We start from the raw sequence: 16,613 nt of genomic DNA, 5'->3' as shown, positions 1-16,613 counted from the left end.
CAGAAAGTTCCTCCTAATCCCGCCGCGGGCGTTCATGGCGGGCGCTCAGCTCTTCCAGAATCTCATCCAGCGGAAGCTTGCGCTCCTGCAGCAGCACCAGCAGGTGATAGATCAGATCGCTGACCTCCAGGCGCAGCTCGGCATTATCTTTGTTTTTGGCGGCAATGATCGTCTCGGAGGCTTCCTCACCGACCTTCTTCAGGATCTTGTCCACGCCCTTGTCGAACAGATAGGTCGTATAGGCCCCCTCAGGACGATCCACCTCACGCTCGGCAATCACACGCTCCAGCTCACCGAGTACCGCAAAACGCCCGCTCTCTGCTTCAGCAGCATTCACAGTAGCCCCCGCAGTGCCAGTTACGGTTGCCGGTGAATCAAGCGGAATCTCGCGGAAGAAGCAGCTGTTCTCCCCGGTATGGCAGGCCGGACCCTCCGGCACTACCTTCACCAGCAGCGTATCGCTGTCACAATCGTAATGGATCGAGGTGATCGCCTGCGTATTGCCGGACGTTCCCCCCTTATGCCACAGCTCGCTGCGTGAACGGCTCCAGAACCAGGTCTGGCCGCTCGCAAGGGAGCGTTGCAGCGACTCAGGATTCATATAGGCGAACATTAATACCTCCAGGGTGCGCGCATCCTGAATGACAGCAGGCAGCAGGCCGGATTCATTCCAGCGGATGCCGGACACTGCCTCCTGCTGGCTTAGTGCGATATCCTTCTTGTCCTCGCTCATCGGATCTCTACTCCTCTTTGCTTCAGATCAGCCTTCAGATCATGAATAGCAATCTCTTTATAGTGAAAAATGGTTGCCGCAAGTCCGGCATCTGCCCGGCCTTCCGTAAATACATCATAGAAATGCTCAATTCTCCCGGCCCCGCCGGAAGCAATCACAGGTATACTCAGCAGGTCACTTACTGCCGCCGTCAGCTTCAGGTCGAAGCCGTCCTTGGTCCCATCCGCGTCCATACTTGTAAGCAGAATCTCGCCGGCCCCCAGCCGCTCCGCTTCCTTGGCCCAGTTCAAGGCCCGGATACCCGTGGGCGTACGTCCGCCGTGCGTATACACTTCCCATTCGCCCCAAGCCTCATTATATTTGGCATCCATCGCCACTACAATGCACTGGGAGCCGAAGTGACGGGCCCCTTCCAGAATCAGCTGAGGGTTATTTACAGCGGCCGTGTTAATGCCGATCTTGTCCGCTCCGGCACGCAGAATCCGCTTCATATCATCAGGGGTCGAGATGCCCCCGCCGACCGTGAAGGGAATGGCAATCTCACCCGCCGTCTGCCGCACCACTTCAATCATGGTCGCCCTGCCTTCCACAGAAGCGGAAATATCCAGGAATACCAGCTCATCCGCTCCCTCGCGGTCGTACAGCGCCGCAAGCTCCACCGGATCTCCGGCATCGCGCAGATTCACAAAATTCACGCCTTTTACCACACGCCCGTCCTTCACATCCAGACAGGGAATAATCCGTTTCGCCAACATGCCAAGACCCCTCCTTAGTATAGACTTACCGCAATCCGGAGGATTGGCCCAGGGTCTGCAGCGCTTCACCCAGATTAATATTGCCGGTATACAGCGCCTTGCCCACAATCGCCCCACCGATTCCGCTGCCGCTATGTACGTTCAGGCGCTGCAGATCATTAAGGCTGGTCACGCCGCCGGAAGCGATTACGCTGCGGCCGCTTGCTTTAGCCATAGAGAGAATGCCTTCCACGTTCGGCCCCTGCATCATCCCGTCACGGGAGATATCGGTATAGATAAAGGTCTCGGCACCTTTGGCGGCCAGCTCTCTGGCCAGATCTTCCGCGCGGACCTCAGATGTATTAAGCCAGCCGTGCGTAGCCACATAGCCGTTGCGGGCATCGATGCCGATGGCAATTTTGTCGCCGTATTTGGCAAGAACCGCTTCTGTAAAAGCCTGATCATTAATGGCCGCCGTTCCGATAATCACCCGGCTGACGCCAAGGCCCAGCAGCTTCTCGACATCGGCAAGTGTACGGAGACCGCCGCCGACCTGTACAGGAACATTCGCATGCTTAGCAATAGTTCCAATGATGGCATCATTCACGGGGCAGCCTGCTTTGGCTCCGTCCAGATCCACCAGATGGATATACTGCCCGCCCTGCTCTTCCCATGACTTAGCTACCTCTACCGGACTGTCGTTATAGATCGTCTCTTGGGCATAATCACCCTGCTGCAGCCGGACACACTTGCCGTCCCGGATATCAATGGCCGGATATAGGATAAAAGAAGACATGAATACTCCCCGCTTTCATTGCAAATTAGTGATTCAGGCAGGCTAAGCCTGCTGTGCCTGGAGTCTCAGGAAATTACCCAGCAGCTTGACGCCAAGCTCCCCGCTCTTCTCCGGATGGAACTGCATACCGTAGACATTGCCGCGGCCCACAATAGCCGTTACCGGATGTCCATAGTCTGTGACGGCCAGCAGATCGCTGTCCGCCGCGAGTGCATGATAGGAGTGCACAAAGTACACATGCCCCTCCGTCAGGCCGGCCAGCAGCGGACTCTCCGGCTGGCGGAAGCTCAGCTTGTTCCAGCCCATATGCGGCACCTTGTAGCCGTCCCGGGGGGCGAAGCGCACCACTGCGCCGGGCAGAAGCCCCAGCCCCTTATGCTCGCCATGCTCCTCGCTGCTGCTGAATAGCAGCTGCATTCCGAGGCAGATGCCCAGCACCGGCTGGCCCGCTGACGCTGCGGCCCGGACGACATCATCCATTCCGCTCTCCCGTAAGTGCTCCATCGCATCGCCAAAGGCACCGACTCCCGGCAGTATGACACTGTCTGCCGCCAGAATCGCAGCGGCATCCGAGGTTACAAGACTCGTATACCCCAGCCGCTCTACGGCCTTGCTGACACTGTGCAGGTTGCCCATGCCGTAATCGACGATTGCAACGGCCATCCTACAGCACTCCCTTCGTTGAAGGCACGCCCTTCACCCGGGGATCTACCAGGGTCGCCTCATCCAGTGCCCGTCCCAGCGCCTTGAAGACCGCTTCAATCATGTGATGGGTATTGGAGCCGTAATGAACGATGACATGCAGCGTAATTCTCGCCTCCAGTGCGAACTTCCACAGGAATTCATGTACCAGCTCTGTTGAGAAGCTACCTACCTGCTGGGAAGGATACGCTGCCCGGTATTCGAAATGCGGCCGGTTGCTGATATCGATCACTACCTGGGCAAGCGCCTCATCCATAGGGACGAAGACACTGGCGTACCGCTTGATGCCTTTTTTATCGCCAAGCGCTTCCCGCAAAGCCTGCCCGAGACAGATACCGATATCTTCTACCGTATGGTGATCATCAATCTCGATATCTCCCCGCGCCTGTACAGAGAGGTCAAACTGTCCATGCTTCGTGAACAGATCCAGCATATGATTCAGGAACGGCACATCGGTCTCCAGTTCGGAGACCCCGCTGCCGTCCACGGCAAAGGTTAGCTTGATGTCCGTTTCATTGGTTGTACGGCTAAGTCCGGCCTTACGCAGCGCCAGTTCGTTGTTATTGTTCTCCATTTATGTCTCCACCTTTCGCTTCGTTCGTAAGCCGGATTTCTATCGCGCGTGCATGGCCTTCCAGCCCTTCACGCCGGGCAAGCTCCATAATCGCCGCCCCGTCGCGCAGCAGCGCTTCCTTACTGTAATAGATCAGACTGGACTTCTTGATGAAGTCATCCACATCTACAGGCGAGGAGAACCGCGCTGTGCCATTCGTCGGTATAATATGGTTCGGTCCGGCGAAGTAGTCGCCGACCGGCTCCGAGCTGTACGGCCCGAGGAAGATCGCACCGGCGTTCTCTATTGCGCCGGTCAGCCCCATCGGGTCTTTCACCACAATCTCCAGATGCTCCGGCGCGAGCCGGTTCACCACGGAGATGCCCTCCTCAAGCGAGTCTACGACGATAATCGCGCCGTAGTTCTCGACCGAGGCCCGCGCGATTTGCTCGCGCGGCAATGCCTGCAGCTGCCGCTCAACCTCGGCAGCCACCGCCTCCGCGAGACGCTGCGACGGCGTCACGAGGATCGCCGACGCCATCTCGTCGTGCTCGGCCTGCGAGAGCAGGTCGGCCGCGATGTAGGCGGCCTCGGCGGTATCGTCGGCGAGCACGACGATCTCGCTCGGTCCGGCGATGCTGTCGATGTCGACAGCGCCGTAGACCTCGCGCTTGGCCAGGGCCACGTAGATGTTCCCTGGCCCGCAGATCTTGTCGACCGGCACGATCGATTCCGTGCCGAAGGCGAGGGCGGCGATGGCCTGCGCGCCGCCTACGCGGTAGATCTCGTGTACGCCCGCTTCAGCGGCGGCCACGAGAATATAAGGATCAATACCTTCGGAGCCGCCCGTCGAAGGCGGCGTCACCATCACGATCTCCGGCACCCCGGCGATCTGTGCCGGTATCACGTTCATCAGCACCGACGACGGGTAGGCCGCCTTGCCGCCGGGAACATAGACGCCCACGCGCTTCAGCGGGCGGATGATCTGGCCGAGGATCGTGCCGTCCGGCTGCAGATCCATCCAGGAATTGCGTTTCTGCCGCGCATGGAACGCACGGATATTCACGGCTGCTGCGCGAATCGCCGTCACGAAGGACTCCTCTACCCGGCCGTAGGCGGCCTCAAGCTCCTCCGGCGTTACGCGCAGCTGCGCTGGCGTCAGTACAGCGCCGTCGAAGCGCTCCGTATAACGGAGCAGCGCCGCGTCGCCTTCCCGCTTGATATCGGCCACGATTTCACGTACGGCCTTGTTCTGCTCCGGCGTGCCGTATTCCACCTCACGCTGCAGTTTAAATTCCTTACTGGACTGGATCTTCACCGCCGCTTCCCCCTTGAGCTTATAGTTTTGCTTATATTATTTTACCTGCAACCCCGGTTCTGCAATAACAGCCTGCAGCCGGTCGCACAGCTGTTGAATCTCCTCATTCTTCATCCGGTAGCTTACCCGGTTCGCCACCAGGCGGCTGGTGATCTCGAAGATGCTCGTCATCTCCACCAGACCGTTATCCTTCAGCGTCTGGCCGGTCTCTACCATATCCACAATCCGGTCAGCCAGCCCGATCAGCGGTGCCAGCTCGATGGAGCCGTTCAGCTTCACAACCTCCACCTGCTGGCCTTGCTCACGGAAATACCGCGAAGCCACGTTCGGGTACTTGGTAGCTACCCGCTGCTGAATGCCCGGCTGCCAGTTCGGAAGCCCGATAATCGACATCCGGCAGCGGGCGATCCCGAGATCCAGCAGCTCGTACACATCGCGGCTCTCCTCCAGCAGCACATCCTTGCCGACAATACCGATATCCGCCACTCCATACTCTACATAAGTGGGCACATCCACCGGCTTGGCCAGAATGAACTCCATTCCGGCCTCCGGCAAGGAAATCACCAGCTTGCGCGACTCTTCTCCGTCCGGAGGAATCGGCAGTCCCGCCTGGCGGAACAGCTCTGCCGCTTTATTGTAAATCCGGCCTTTCGGCATGGCCACCTTAAGAATCTGTGCCATCAATACCCGCCCCCGTTTCGTGTGTACTCATCATTTCAAAACCACCTGCAGCAGCTCCGCTCACCCATGCTCGCTGACAAACGACACGAACGTGTAGATCTCGCCGTACAGCTCGCCCTCTGCCTGAATAGTATCCGCATCCAGCCGCTTCACGGTCTTCAGCTCCTCCGGGCCTGTTGCCAGCCGTGTAACCACAGCATGCCCTTCCGAGCGCAGCCTCGCAGCCTCGGCAAGACCCTCCTGGCGCCGCAGTGCATCGTACTGGACCAGAATCGGCAGCTCTTCCTCTTCCAGCAGCCCGGAGACTCCATCCAGAATACGGTTGGTCTTCAGGGAGAAGCCGGTGGAGGGAATCGGACGTCCGAATTGCTGCAGCAGGTTGTCATACCGGCCGCCGCTGCATACCGGGAAGCCCAGCTCGGAAGCATATCCCTCGAAGGTCATGCCTGTATAGTAAGAGAAATCACCGATCATCGTCAGATCAATCAGTACATGCTCCGAGACACCGTAAGCAACCAGCACCTCCCATACCTTGCACAGATGCTCGATCGACGCGCGCGCCACCGGATGGTTGCTCAGCTCCAGCGCCTGTCCGCAGATCTCCTTCCCGCCGCGCAGCCGCAGCAGTCCATCCAGCTCCTGCTTCTGGGCAGCAGACAGCTCAAGACGCCGCAGCGTCTGGCGGAAGGCTACATAATCGCGGCTGAGCAGATGGCTCTTCAGCTCCTCCTGAGCCTGGGGCAGGCCGGATACCGCCTCCTGAAAGAGACCGTCGAGGAAGCCCACATGTCCAATTGCTATTTTAAAAGACTTTACGCCCGCCGCCTGCAGTGAAGCAATTGCCAGCGCGACTACCTCCGCGTCAGCCTCCGGCGAATCATCACCGACAAGCTCTACACCGGTCTGAAAGAATTCTGCCTCCCGCCCGGCCTCTTCTTCAATGGCCCGGAAGACGTTGGCATGGTAGGACAAACGCAGCGGCAGCGGCTCATCCTTCAATAGAGAGGAGACCACACGGGCTACAGGTGCCGTCATTTCTGAACGCAGCACCAGCGCCTGCCCACGGTTGTTCAGCAATTTATACAGCTTCTGATCAGATGTAGAGCTGGCTACACCGACCGTATCGTAATACTCAAGAGTAGGCGTAATCATCTGCCGGTAGCCCCAGCGGCTCATACAGTGAAGTACATCCTTCTCGATCTTGCGCAGCTTCGTTACCGCACGCGGGAGATAATCTCTTACGCCGGCAGGCTTTTCAAATCCCTTTGGTTTGGCCATCTTCATTGTTCACCTCATCGGATATGTTAAAGGGTATCATCAAATGCTTTATCATGGTAAAGTGGTAGCAAAGTAAAGTAGTGGCAATATCGTATCACGTACCATCCTTTTGCGTCAACAATTCGCTTGAATTCCAGAGTTCCTTTTGCCACCGGGATAAGCGGCGAATATAATAAGTTAATATGATTGTACTTTATTTCCTCCATTAAGTATTCCCGGTATCTAATTCAGAAGCAGAAAGAAGGACTGACGGCTTGAGTACATCCTATATGATTGGCGTTGATATTGGAACCACCAGCACGAAGGCTGTCCTCTTTGAGGAGAACGGAACAATTGTCGCTCAGAGCAATCAGGGCTATCCGCTGCATCAGCCCTCCCCCTCTGTTGCAGAACAAGACCCGGAGCAGATTCTGGAAGCCGTGATTGATACCATAGCAGCGGTCATGCAGGAGAGCCTTGCAACACCTGAATCCATTCTGCTGGTCTCGTTCAGCTCCGCTATGCATAGCGTCATCGCTGTAGATCCTGCGGGTAAGCCGCTGACCGCCTGTATCACCTGGGCTGATAACCGGAGCAGCCGCTATGCCCGGCGGTTGAAGGATGAATTGAATGGACATGAGCTCTACCTGCGGACAGGAACGCCTATACACCCTATGTCTCCAATCACCAAGCTGATGTGGCTAGGCGAGGAGCAGCCCGAGCTGTTCCGGCAGACCTACAAGTTCATCTCCATCAAAGAATATATTTTCTTCCGGTTGTTCGGAGAATATGTGATTGACCATTCCATCGCCTCTGCCACCGGCATGTTCAATCTGGAGAAGCTCGACTGGGACGAGGAGGCGCTCCGGATTGCCGGTGTTACTCCAGAGCGGCTATCCCGTCCGGTCCCGACCACCCATATCCTGCAGGGCCTGCTTCCGGAGCTTACCGGAAAGCTCGGTCTGCTCACGGACACTCCGTTTGTAGTAGGCGCCAGTGACGGCGTTCTGTCCAACCTGGGCGTAGGGGCAATGGAGCCGGGGGTAATCGCTGCAACGATAGGCACAAGCGGTGCCATCCGTACTGTAGTTGACCATCCGCTGACCGATCCCAAAGGACGGATCTTCTGCTACGCCCTGACAGACAAGCATTGGGTGATTGGCGGCCCCGTGAATAATGGGGGGATGCTCTTCCGCTGGGTGCGTGATGAGTTCGCTGCTTCTGAAGTAGAGACGGCGAAGCGCCTGGGCATTGATCCCTACGAAGTATTAACCCGGATCGCCGAGCAGGTGCCGCCCGGCAGCAACGGACTGCTCTTCCATCCGTATCTGACCGGAGAACGCGCACCGCTGTGGAATCCTGATGCCCGCGGCTCCTTCTTCGGGTTAAGCATGAATCACCGTAAGGAGCATATGATCCGTGCGGTGCTGGAAGGTGTCATCTTCAATATGTACACCGTATTGCTGGCCATGGAGGAATGTATCGGCGAGCCCGTTAGAATCCTGGCTACCGGCGGCTTCGCCCGCTCGGCGCTATGGCGGCAGATGATGGCGGATATTTTCGATCAGGAGGTAGTCGTCCCTGAGAGCTTCGAGAGCTCTTGCCTCGGCGCTGTTGTACTGGGATTATACGCCATCCGGCGGATCGATTCCTTGGATGCTGTCTTCAGCATGATTGGCTCCACTCACCGGCATGAGCCGGTTACTGCCCACGCCAAAGCCTACAAACAGCTGCTGCCCATCTTCATCTCGGTATCCCGCAGTCTGGAGGATCAGTATCAGGCTATCGCCGACTTCCAGCGCGAGCAGGCGGGGGAACAGCCCGGCTAACGTGTTTTCCAGAACCGCCTGCTTACAGCAAAGCGCCGGACAGCCGCAGATGCGGCCAGCCGGCGCTTTCAATATATGAACTAAGCCTAAGTCTACACTGTCGCCTTTGGCGCTGATGCCGGCTTCTGCGGTGCAGAGCCGAACACCATCCAGGCCGGCTTCACATAACGGAAGGCAAGCGCAACCACCAGCCAGGAGCCCAGGAGGGCCACCAGCCAGCCGCCCGCTATTGCCGCCGTATAGGCCAGCGATCCGCCGTGGAACGGCAGCTTCCGGTACATGAACAGCAGCAGCGGATGGAGCAGATAGATACCGAAGGAGCACGCCCCGGCCGAGAGCAGCAGTCTGCTCAGCACGCTGCGTCCTGCCCCGTACAGCAGGAATGACAGCTGGAACAGTACCAGACAAGAGAGCAAGGCATGCAGGTTCGAGAACCCTTCGTACCATAGACTATTGATTACTGTTTTCTTCATATAGTTGTTATACCACAAGACCACATGGTAAGCTCCGGCAACCGCCCATAAGAGCCATAGTACCACCCAGCTTGTCCCTTTACCGGAACGCCAGCCTTCGCGGGAGGGGACCAGCCACTTTTTCAAGGAGCTGTAGTAGATCGCAATCGCCGCACCTAGCAGGAAATACGAGAAATACGTAATGGCTAGACTCCCCTTGGACAGCTGCCAATACCCATGGTTCACCATATATTTGTTAAGCAGCACGAAGCCCCACTGTAACGCAAGCCCGATTACAGGTGCCCATGCCGCGAGATGCCGGACCTTCTGCAGACACCAGAGTATCAAAGGGAACAGCAGATAGAACTGGATAATGATGATGATATAGTAGAGATGTGTATACGCCGTACCCGTCCATAGATACTTGAAGAACTTCCCGCCCATCTCCTGAAGAGGCATCCCCCAGGTATGACCGGCCGTCATTTTCAGTCCAAAATACAGCACCGTAAACACAAGATAAGGCACAATAATATAGATCAGTCTGCGGCTGTAGAATTTGGCCAGTACCTTCCCGCCCAGCGGACGGTCAATATAATTGTAGAACAGGACGAACCCGCTTAAGAATATAAAGGAAGGCACCGCAAACTGGCTGAACTTGTTAATAAACAGAAACGGAGGGAACATGGAAGTGCCCAGTGTCTCAGCCAACGTGCGTGAAGTGGCATGGATGGCGATCACAGCAAAAATAGCGATTGCCCGAAAAATATCAAGCTGTGGAATTCTTTCCTTTTGAGCCATTATGATTCCTCCTGTTTACGCAGCTCGCGGAGCGGATTCCCCCCGACGAACGAACCGGCAGCAACATCTTTGTGAACCACCGATCCCGCCGCAACCGTAGCCCCATCCCCAATCGTAACCCCAGGGAGAATAGTCGTGTTAGCCCCAATCATTACATTCTCGCCGATAATAACTTCACCCAGCCGATACTCCTTGATGAGATACTCATGAGCCAGGATCGTAGTGTTATAGCCGATAACCGTGTTCTCCCCAATAGAGATCTTCTCCGGAAAAAAAACATCCACCATCGCCATAAGTCCAAACGCAGTATGCTTACCTATCTTCATCCCGAGCACCCGGCGGTAAATCCAGTTCTTGAGCGGCAGAATCGGGCAATAACGGGCAATCTGGATAAAAATAAAGTTGCGCACACCCTTCCACGGGCTGACCGTGCGGTAAATATGCCAGAGCGAATTATGCCCCTCCACGGGATAACGGGTTATCTTTCTCACGGCTGCATAGTCTCCTGCTCCACAATTGAGTACAAGTCCTTCATCTCCTGGATGATGTAATCCGGATCATAGGTGCGCAGCACAGCCTCACCCTTAAGCGACCAGGCCACTCCTGCTACACGCACACCTGCTGCCTTGGCAGACTGAATATCGACAGCACTATCCCCCACCATCAGTGTCTTGGCTGGATCAACACCCAGATTGGCCACTGCCGTGAGCACCGGCTCCGGATGCGGCTTCGGATGAGTCACATCATTCACCGTAACAATCGTCTCCATATATTTCAACAGATCGAACATTTCCAGTGACTTCAATGTGTTAGGCCGGATCTTCGTGGTCACAATCCCAAGCTTGATTCCTCGGCGCTGCAGCTCCTCCATCGTCTCATTCACATAGGGAAAAGCTTGGACCAGCTCATCATGATGCGCATTGTTGTACGAACGGTAGGACCGTTCCAGCACGCCTATATCCTTCAGCTCCAGGCCGGAGAATGCACCTAGCTGCTGCTGAAGTGTAGTTCCCATCAAGGGAATGATCTGTTCCCGGGTCAGCGCCGGCAGGTTATTCTCCTTCAGCGCATGCATGAACGAATTGATGATCAGCTCATTCGTATTCACAATCGTTCCGTCCAGATCAAATAACACGCATTCTATCATTGATTGTATTACTCCTTTGTTTCCTTATCTTTAGAGGGATCTTCCACCGGCTGAACTGGCTGAGAAGGCTTCTGAGGCGTATTCACAGCACTCTCTGGAACTACCGCATCCGCTGCTGCCGGTTTGGTGCTAATGATCGGGTCCAGGTAATGAGCCTTCGGCTGTCCGCTTACCCGCCGTACAATAATCAGTGCAATGGCGGCCACAATAATGAGCAGCGCGAGCAGCTGAGAGATACGGATATTCCCGTAAGCCGGGTCAAGATAGCCTTGCTCGAAACCCATCCACTTCATTGGACTCCACAGCCCGTTAATGAAGGCTGCCACACCGCTGCTGCCGTCAAAGGCAAGACTGTCCGTACGCAGAGCTTCAATGAAGAAGCGGCCGATGGAGTACCAGATGAAGTAGGACATGAAGATTTCTCCGGCACGGACGAACTTCTGGCGGCGCAGCACCATGAGGAGCAGAATGCCCAGCAGACTCCAGAGTGATTCGTACAGGAAGGTCGGATGGTGAAAAGCATCCCCTATGTACATTTGATTAACGATAAAGTCCGGCAAATGCAGCTTATCCCGCAGGAACGATTCCTCTACCACACCGCCATAGGCTTCCTGGTTGATGAAATTACCCCACCGTCCGATCATCTGGCCTGCAAGCAGTCCGGGAGCACAGATATCCACGATGCGCCAGAACGGATAGCCTTTATAGCGGAAATAAATAATCCCGCAGATAATCGCGCCGATCAGGGCGCCATAAATCGCAATACCGCCATTCCAGACCTTGAAGATATCGAGCAGGTTATCCTTATAGTCTTCCCACTTGAAGGCTACGAAGTATAGCCGCGCCCCAATAATAGCCGATGGCAAGCCCAACAGCAACATATCCATGAAGAACTCCTGAGGAATGTTGAAGCGTTTGCCTTCTTGAATACATAGGAAAAGCCCGGTAAGCGCACCAAGACCCAGAATCAGGCCATACCAGTGAACCGGCAGTGATCCAATCGAGAAGACAATCGGGTCAATCGCTAGTGAATAAAACATGCTCTCACACTCCTAATCGAGATCATCCATATCTTCTGAGATGGTGGCGGTAAGTTTATTCGTAAATTGCAGCGCGGCATTAAAGCCCATTTGCTTGAGCCGGTAATTCATCGCAGCCACCTCGATAATGACAGCGAGGTTACGTCCCGGACGGACAGGGATGGTAACCAGCGGCACATCGGTATCAATAATCCGTGTCGTCTCCTCATCCAGTCCCAGTCGGTCATACTGCTTGTCCTGCTGCCAGGCTTCCAGTCTGACCACCAGAGTAATCCGCTTGTGATTACGGATAGCGCCTGCTCCAAAGAGCGTCATAACATTAATAATCCCGACACCGCGGATCTCCAGCAAGTGACGGATTAATTCCGGTGCGGTACCATGAAGCTGATTATCCGAGGTCTGGCGGATTTCTACCGCATCATCGGCAATCAGGCGATGACCGCGTTTAACGAGTTCCAGTGCGGTTTCACTTTTACCAATGCCGCTGGTGCCTGTAATCAGCATCCCTACCCCATACACATCACAGAGAACACCGTGAATTGTTGCAGTCGGTGCCAGTCTGCCCTCAAGGAAGCTGGTCAGTCTGCTTGAGAAAATCGTGGTCGCCATGGAGCTGCGGAGCACGGGAAGTCCCTTCTCGTTACTGATGTCTACAAGCTCCTGGGGTACGTCCAGCGCACGAGTAATGACAATACAAGGGGTATTGTCGTTACAGATACCGCGTACCCGGCTTTTCCGTTCTTCCTCTGAGAGCATAGAGAAGAAAGCCAGCTCTGTTTTGCCTAATAGCTGTACACGTTCTTCTGGATAATATTCGAAATAACCGGCCATTTCCAGCCCGGGACGGTTCAAATCATCCACTGTGATCGGTCTTTTCAGACCTTCATGTCCGGATACTACCTCTAATTGAAAATGCTGCACCAATTCCGATACTTTTACCTTCTTAGCCATATATGTGTCCGTCCTTTCGTCACCCGCGGCTTATGCCGCTTCCCCGCATACCGGTTACATCTTTATCCATTCCAGCTACAGGTAATTCTCCTGCTATCTTAATGGATTATGCCAGTGAATGCAATCTTAACCCCAGCGGTTATCGTTCCATTCCACCATGATCATTACAAGAAAAAGCCGCCTAACCAGGCGGCTTTCTTCATTATAAACTATGTTCACCCTGCAGAGATCTTATCCCAGCAGAACGTTAAGTTCGGATTCTTTGTCGAAGATGTGGACTTTGTTCATGTCGATGGCCAATCTAGGCTTACTGCCTTCACGGGTAGTGGAACGTCCATCTACACGTGCAATTACAGTGTTATTGCCAAGACCGCTCAAGTAGAGGAGCATTTCATGACCAAGGTTTTCCGTAACATCAACCATCGAAGTGAAGATTGTGTTAGGAGAAGCTTCCAGGAACACTGGCTCTTCATGAATGTCTTCTGGACGAACGCCCATGATTACATCTTTACCGATGAAGCCTTTGTTACGCAGGATTGTAGCTTTGCCGCCTGGAACTTCAACATCAAGGTTCTCTGCACGGAAACGGACAGCGCCGTTCACTTCGGAAAGAGTACCGTTGATAAAGTTCATGGTAGGGGAACCGATAAATCCGGCTACGAACAGGTTCGTAGGCTCATTGTACAGTTCTTCAGGGGAAGCCGCCTGCTGGATGATACCATCGTACATAACTACGATACGGTCACCCATCGTCATTGCTTCTGTCTGGTCATGCGTTACATAAATACAAGTAGTTTCAAGGCGTTTCACCAGCTTAGTGATTTCAGCACGCATTTGACCACGAAGTTTAGCATCCAAGTTGGAAAGAGGCTCATCCATCAAGAAGACTTGTGGATCACGGACGATTGCGCGGCCGAGAGCGACACGTTGACGTTGACCACCGGACAGTGCCTTAGGTTTGCGTTCCAGCAAGTGCTCGATATCCAGGATTTTCGCTGCTTCGCGCACTTTCTTGTCGATTTCTTCTTTCTTCACTTTGCGCAATTTCAGACCGAAAGCCATGTTCTGATATACACTCATGTGCGGGTACAAGGCGTAGGATTGGAATACCATCGCGATATCACGGTCTTTAGGAGCAACGTCATTCACTACACGGTCACCAATGTACATTTTACCTTCAGAGATTTCTTCCAGACCAGCGATCATACGCAGGGTTGTGGATTTACCGCAACCGGAAGGACCAACCAGTACGAGGAATTCCTTATCTTTAATATCAAGATTGATATCGATTACTGTTGCTTTATCGGAACCCGGGTATTTTTTGAAAATATGCTCTAAACGTACGCCTGCCATTGTATTTCCCCCTCGAGTCTAGTATTGGATTAGAAAATCAAACGCTTTCTTGTACACTTATCTTACCCCAGAGCCGGCCTCATGGCTATTTGCAAGGTTCACAAAAAACCTATTTTCTTTTCGTCACTTTATACAATAACATGGCAAGCTTCACAATAGCGGCATCCCCAAAGCTGCGGACATCGGCCCCCGTCTCCTGTTTAATCTTGTCCAGCCTGTAGAGCAGCGTGTTGCGGTGAATGTACAGCTTCTTGGCGGTTTCACTGACATTGCAGTCCATTTCAAAAAAACTCTCCAGCGTCAGCAGCATTTCCTTATCCGCCAGTACCGCCGTGTAATCACCGATCTGGCCCAGCAGCTGTCTCCGCCGGTCATCCGGAATACTGTTAACCAGCCGCTCCATGTGCAGCTCCCACGGCAGATGAATATAATCGCCTACCTGGAAGATACGGCCAAGAATAATGGTCTCCCGCAGCAAGGCGACTGCTCCTGTCAGACCTTTAACCGGGATAATGGCTGGAGAGACCGCCAGATGGAAGACGCCAACCCACTCGCTGGCAATCAGTTCATGCAGCCCCATAGAAGTCTGTGACAGCAGATCCTCAGCACTCTCTTCCTCATCCTCTTTATCATCTCCGCCTGTGAGGAGTTCCTTACGGGCTAAAATTAACCATTCCTTATCCTGCAGGGGAACCAGCAATACATCATTCTCGAAATAACTGCGCAGCAGCTTCATTAAGGAGCGATACGTCATCTGCGGATTATGAACATTCTCGCTTACCAGCATGAACGGAATCATATCTCCGAACAGCCGGCCCTTCAGCGAGATTTCATCCGGGATCTCCGCATCGTCCTTCTCCTGCTCCAGTTGGGCATTCAGCCAGCCGCTAAGCTGCCGCGCCTCCATCTCCCCTTCTTCCTTGAACCCGGTTGCCTTCAGCGCTACCGCAAAATTGCGTCCGGCATAATTCACCAGCTCCAGCTCCAGCGGCGACAGCCCCTCTGTCTCCACCCACACTGCTGTAACACGGCCATCATTCTCATAGAGGGGAATCCAGAGATAACCCTCATGAATGACCGGCAGTTCCTGATCCTTATCCGTACCTATGCCAAAAAGTGAAGCGGAATGCTGTCTCCCCAGCTGCTTGATTCCGGTCCTCTTTCCGGTGAGTTGCTCCAATTTTTGACGCAAACCCTCACTATCCATCATCACCATTCTCCACCACTTTTGCTTTTTTCGCTTATTTTATCATATTTTGCTGTAAAATGCGGAATTTGCGCTTACGAGCATACTTGGATCATGTATCAAAATACAAAAAAGGCCACCACCCTAAAGTGATGACCGTTTGACTTAAGATGAGCCATGAAGGACTCGAACCTTCGACACCCTGATTAAAAGTCAGGTGCTCTACCAACTGAGCTAATGGCTCCTAAAAAGGGATGGAGGCTGATGGATTCGAACCACCGAACACGTACGTGAGCAGATTTACAGTCTGATGCGTTTGGCCACTTCGCTAAGCCTCCATGATGGTGGCGCGGGAGGGAATCGAACCCCCGACACAAGGATTTTCAGTCCTTTGCTCTACCGACTGAGCTACCGAGCCATAAACAAACCTAAAAACAAAAAAATGTCGGAACAGGGCGGGATACTCTTCACTCCGTTACGAGATTGCGAAGTATTCCTTACGATGCCTATGCTTCAACGAACCCAGGGAATTCTCATCCCTTATGCCATTGAAAATGGCGGAACCGACGGGATTCGAACCCGCGATCTCCTGCGTGACAGGCAGGCATGTTAGGCCAACTACACCACGGTTCCACAATTTGCTCTTAAAAATGGTGCCGGCGAGAGGACTTGAACCCCCAACCTACTGATTACAAGTCAGTTGCTCTACCAGTTGAGCTACACCGGCACGGTGTAAGGTAATAAAATTTCAAACATAAAAATGGTGGAGGCTGAGGGGTTCGAACCCCCGACCCTCTGCTTGTAAGGCAGATGCTCTCCCAGCTGAGCTAAGCCTCCGGGTATGTATGGTAGCGGCAGAGGGGATCGAACCCCCGACCTCACGGGTATGAACCGTACGCTCTAGCCAGCTGAGCTACGCCGCCACACTACAAGTATTGGATTTATAATGGCGGAGAGAGAGGGATTCGAACCCTCGCACCGCTTACGCAGTCTAACCCCTTAGCAGAGGGTCCCCTTATAGCCACTTGGGTATCTCTCCAAATTAATGGTAGCCATGTAAATCCGCACAGGAAATTGATTCCT

General features: G+C 54.2%; 16 protein-coding genes and 8 tRNA genes. 1 reads left to right on the top strand and 23 read right to left on the bottom strand.

Features of this window, described 5'->3' with window-relative positions:
• Positions 1-13 precede the first annotated feature (13 nt).
• Genes hisIE through MKY12_RS32735 form a run of 8 tightly spaced genes read right to left on the bottom strand, consistent with a single transcriptional unit; the run spans position 14 to position 6,795 of the window.
• Positions 14-733: a bifunctional phosphoribosyl-AMP cyclohydrolase/phosphoribosyl-ATP diphosphatase HisIE gene (gene hisIE, locus MKY12_RS32770; protein WP_339312222.1), complete on the bottom strand. Its 720-nt coding sequence runs from the start codon at positions 731-733 to the stop codon at positions 14-16.
• Complete coding sequence (gene hisF / locus MKY12_RS32765) at positions 730-1,488, bottom strand: imidazole glycerol phosphate synthase subunit HisF (RefSeq protein ID WP_036726247.1); 759 nt, start codon at positions 1,486-1,488, stop codon at positions 730-732. Before hisF ends, hisIE begins: the two co-directional genes overlap by 4 nt.
• A 25-nt stretch (positions 1,489-1,513) precedes the next feature.
• Positions 1,514-2,263: a 1-(5-phosphoribosyl)-5-[(5-phosphoribosylamino)methylideneamino]imidazole-4-carboxamide isomerase gene (hisA, locus tag MKY12_RS32760; RefSeq protein ID WP_339312221.1), complete on the bottom strand. Its 750-nt coding sequence runs from the start codon at positions 2,261-2,263 to the stop codon at positions 1,514-1,516.
• Between the two features lie 42 nt (positions 2,264-2,305).
• Positions 2,306-2,926: an imidazole glycerol phosphate synthase subunit HisH gene (gene hisH / locus MKY12_RS32755; protein ID WP_339312220.1), complete on the bottom strand. Its 621-nt coding sequence runs from the start codon at positions 2,924-2,926 to the stop codon at positions 2,306-2,308.
• Position 2,927: 1 nt separating this feature from the next.
• Positions 2,928-3,539: an imidazoleglycerol-phosphate dehydratase HisB gene (hisB, locus tag MKY12_RS32750; protein WP_339252775.1), complete on the bottom strand. Its 612-nt coding sequence runs from the start codon at positions 3,537-3,539 to the stop codon at positions 2,928-2,930.
• A complete protein-coding gene (gene hisD / locus MKY12_RS32745; protein ID WP_339312218.1) occupies positions 3,526-4,836 on the bottom strand; it encodes a histidinol dehydrogenase in 1,311 nt (436 codons plus the stop codon). The genes hisB and hisD overlap by 14 nt, the downstream gene beginning before the upstream one ends.
• 36 nt (positions 4,837-4,872) lie before the next feature.
• Positions 4,873-5,517: an ATP phosphoribosyltransferase gene (gene hisG / locus MKY12_RS32740; protein WP_036726240.1), complete on the bottom strand. Its 645-nt coding sequence runs from the start codon at positions 5,515-5,517 to the stop codon at positions 4,873-4,875.
• 60 nt (positions 5,518-5,577) lie between these two features.
• Entirely contained in the window at positions 5,578-6,795 is a 1,218-nt protein-coding gene (locus MKY12_RS32735; RefSeq protein ID WP_036726347.1) for an ATP phosphoribosyltransferase regulatory subunit, read from the bottom strand.
• A 254-nt stretch (positions 6,796-7,049) separates the two neighbouring features.
• Here MKY12_RS32735 and gntK point away from each other — a divergent pair, with 254 nt between their 5' ends.
• A complete protein-coding gene (gene gntK / locus MKY12_RS32730) occupies positions 7,050-8,603 on the top strand; it encodes a gluconokinase (RefSeq protein WP_339312217.1) in 1,554 nt (517 codons plus the stop codon).
• A 92-nt stretch (positions 8,604-8,695) separates the two neighbouring features.
• Here gntK and MKY12_RS32725 read toward each other — a convergent pair whose 3' ends face one another.
• The 15 genes from MKY12_RS32725 to MKY12_RS32655 form a co-directional block, all read right to left on the bottom strand.
• Positions 8,696-9,853, bottom strand: a complete 1,158-nt coding sequence (locus tag MKY12_RS32725; protein WP_339312216.1) for an acyltransferase family protein — start codon at positions 9,851-9,853, stop codon at positions 8,696-8,698.
• On the bottom strand, positions 9,853-10,344 hold the full coding sequence (locus tag MKY12_RS32720; RefSeq protein ID WP_036726237.1) for an acyltransferase: 492 nt from the start codon (positions 10,342-10,344) through the stop codon (positions 9,853-9,855). The genes MKY12_RS32725 and MKY12_RS32720 overlap by 1 nt, the downstream gene beginning before the upstream one ends.
• Positions 10,341-11,000, bottom strand: a complete 660-nt coding sequence (gene ppaX, locus MKY12_RS32715; protein WP_339312214.1) for a pyrophosphatase PpaX — start codon at positions 10,998-11,000, stop codon at positions 10,341-10,343. Before ppaX ends, MKY12_RS32720 begins: the two co-directional genes overlap by 4 nt.
• Positions 11,001-11,008: 8 nt before the next feature.
• Positions 11,009-12,040 carry a prolipoprotein diacylglyceryl transferase gene (gene lgt, locus MKY12_RS32710; RefSeq protein WP_036726233.1) on the bottom strand — a complete coding sequence of 344 codons (1,032 nt, stop codon included), beginning with the start codon at positions 12,038-12,040 and terminating at the stop codon, positions 11,009-11,011.
• Positions 12,041-12,052: 12 nt separating this feature from the next.
• Positions 12,053-12,991, bottom strand: a complete 939-nt coding sequence (gene hprK, locus MKY12_RS32705; protein ID WP_036726232.1) for an HPr(Ser) kinase/phosphatase — start codon at positions 12,989-12,991, stop codon at positions 12,053-12,055.
• Positions 12,992-13,222: 231 nt separating this feature from the next.
• Positions 13,223-14,344 (bottom strand): sn-glycerol-3-phosphate ABC transporter ATP-binding protein UgpC, encoded by a 1,122-nt coding sequence (gene ugpC, locus MKY12_RS32700; protein WP_036726231.1) that lies wholly within the window; start codon positions 14,342-14,344, stop codon positions 13,223-13,225.
• A gap of 109 nt (positions 14,345-14,453) precedes the next feature.
• Positions 14,454-15,536: a helix-turn-helix domain-containing protein gene (locus tag MKY12_RS32695; protein WP_235191905.1), complete on the bottom strand. Its 1,083-nt coding sequence runs from the start codon at positions 15,534-15,536 to the stop codon at positions 14,454-14,456.
• Between the two features lie 165 nt (positions 15,537-15,701).
• Positions 15,702-15,774 (bottom strand) — tRNA-Lys (locus tag MKY12_RS32690).
• An 11-nt stretch (positions 15,775-15,785) separates the two neighbouring features.
• Positions 15,786-15,868 (bottom strand) — tRNA-Tyr (locus tag MKY12_RS32685).
• 4 nt (positions 15,869-15,872) lie between these two features.
• Positions 15,873-15,948 (bottom strand) — tRNA-Phe (locus MKY12_RS32680).
• Between the two features lie 137 nt (positions 15,949-16,085).
• A tRNA-Asp gene (locus MKY12_RS32675) sits at positions 16,086-16,163 on the bottom strand.
• A gap of 18 nt (positions 16,164-16,181) precedes the next feature.
• Positions 16,182-16,257: transfer RNA gene (locus tag MKY12_RS32670), tRNA-Thr, on the bottom strand.
• A 34-nt stretch (positions 16,258-16,291) separates the two neighbouring features.
• Positions 16,292-16,367: transfer RNA gene (locus MKY12_RS32665), tRNA-Val, on the bottom strand.
• Between the two features lie 9 nt (positions 16,368-16,376).
• A tRNA-Met gene (locus MKY12_RS32660) sits at positions 16,377-16,453 on the bottom strand.
• A 24-nt stretch (positions 16,454-16,477) separates the two neighbouring features.
• Positions 16,478-16,569: transfer RNA gene (locus MKY12_RS32655), tRNA-Ser, on the bottom strand.
• Positions 16,570-16,613 lie beyond the last annotated feature (44 nt).

The organism is Paenibacillus sp. FSL M7-0896 (genome assembly GCF_037975415.1).
In the GTDB taxonomy this organism is placed as follows: domain Bacteria; phylum Bacillota; class Bacilli; order Paenibacillales; family Paenibacillaceae; genus Paenibacillus_AQ; species Paenibacillus_AQ silagei.
Note: the sequence above shows the minus strand (reverse complement) of the source record. Positions and strands in the feature narration are given on the sequence as shown.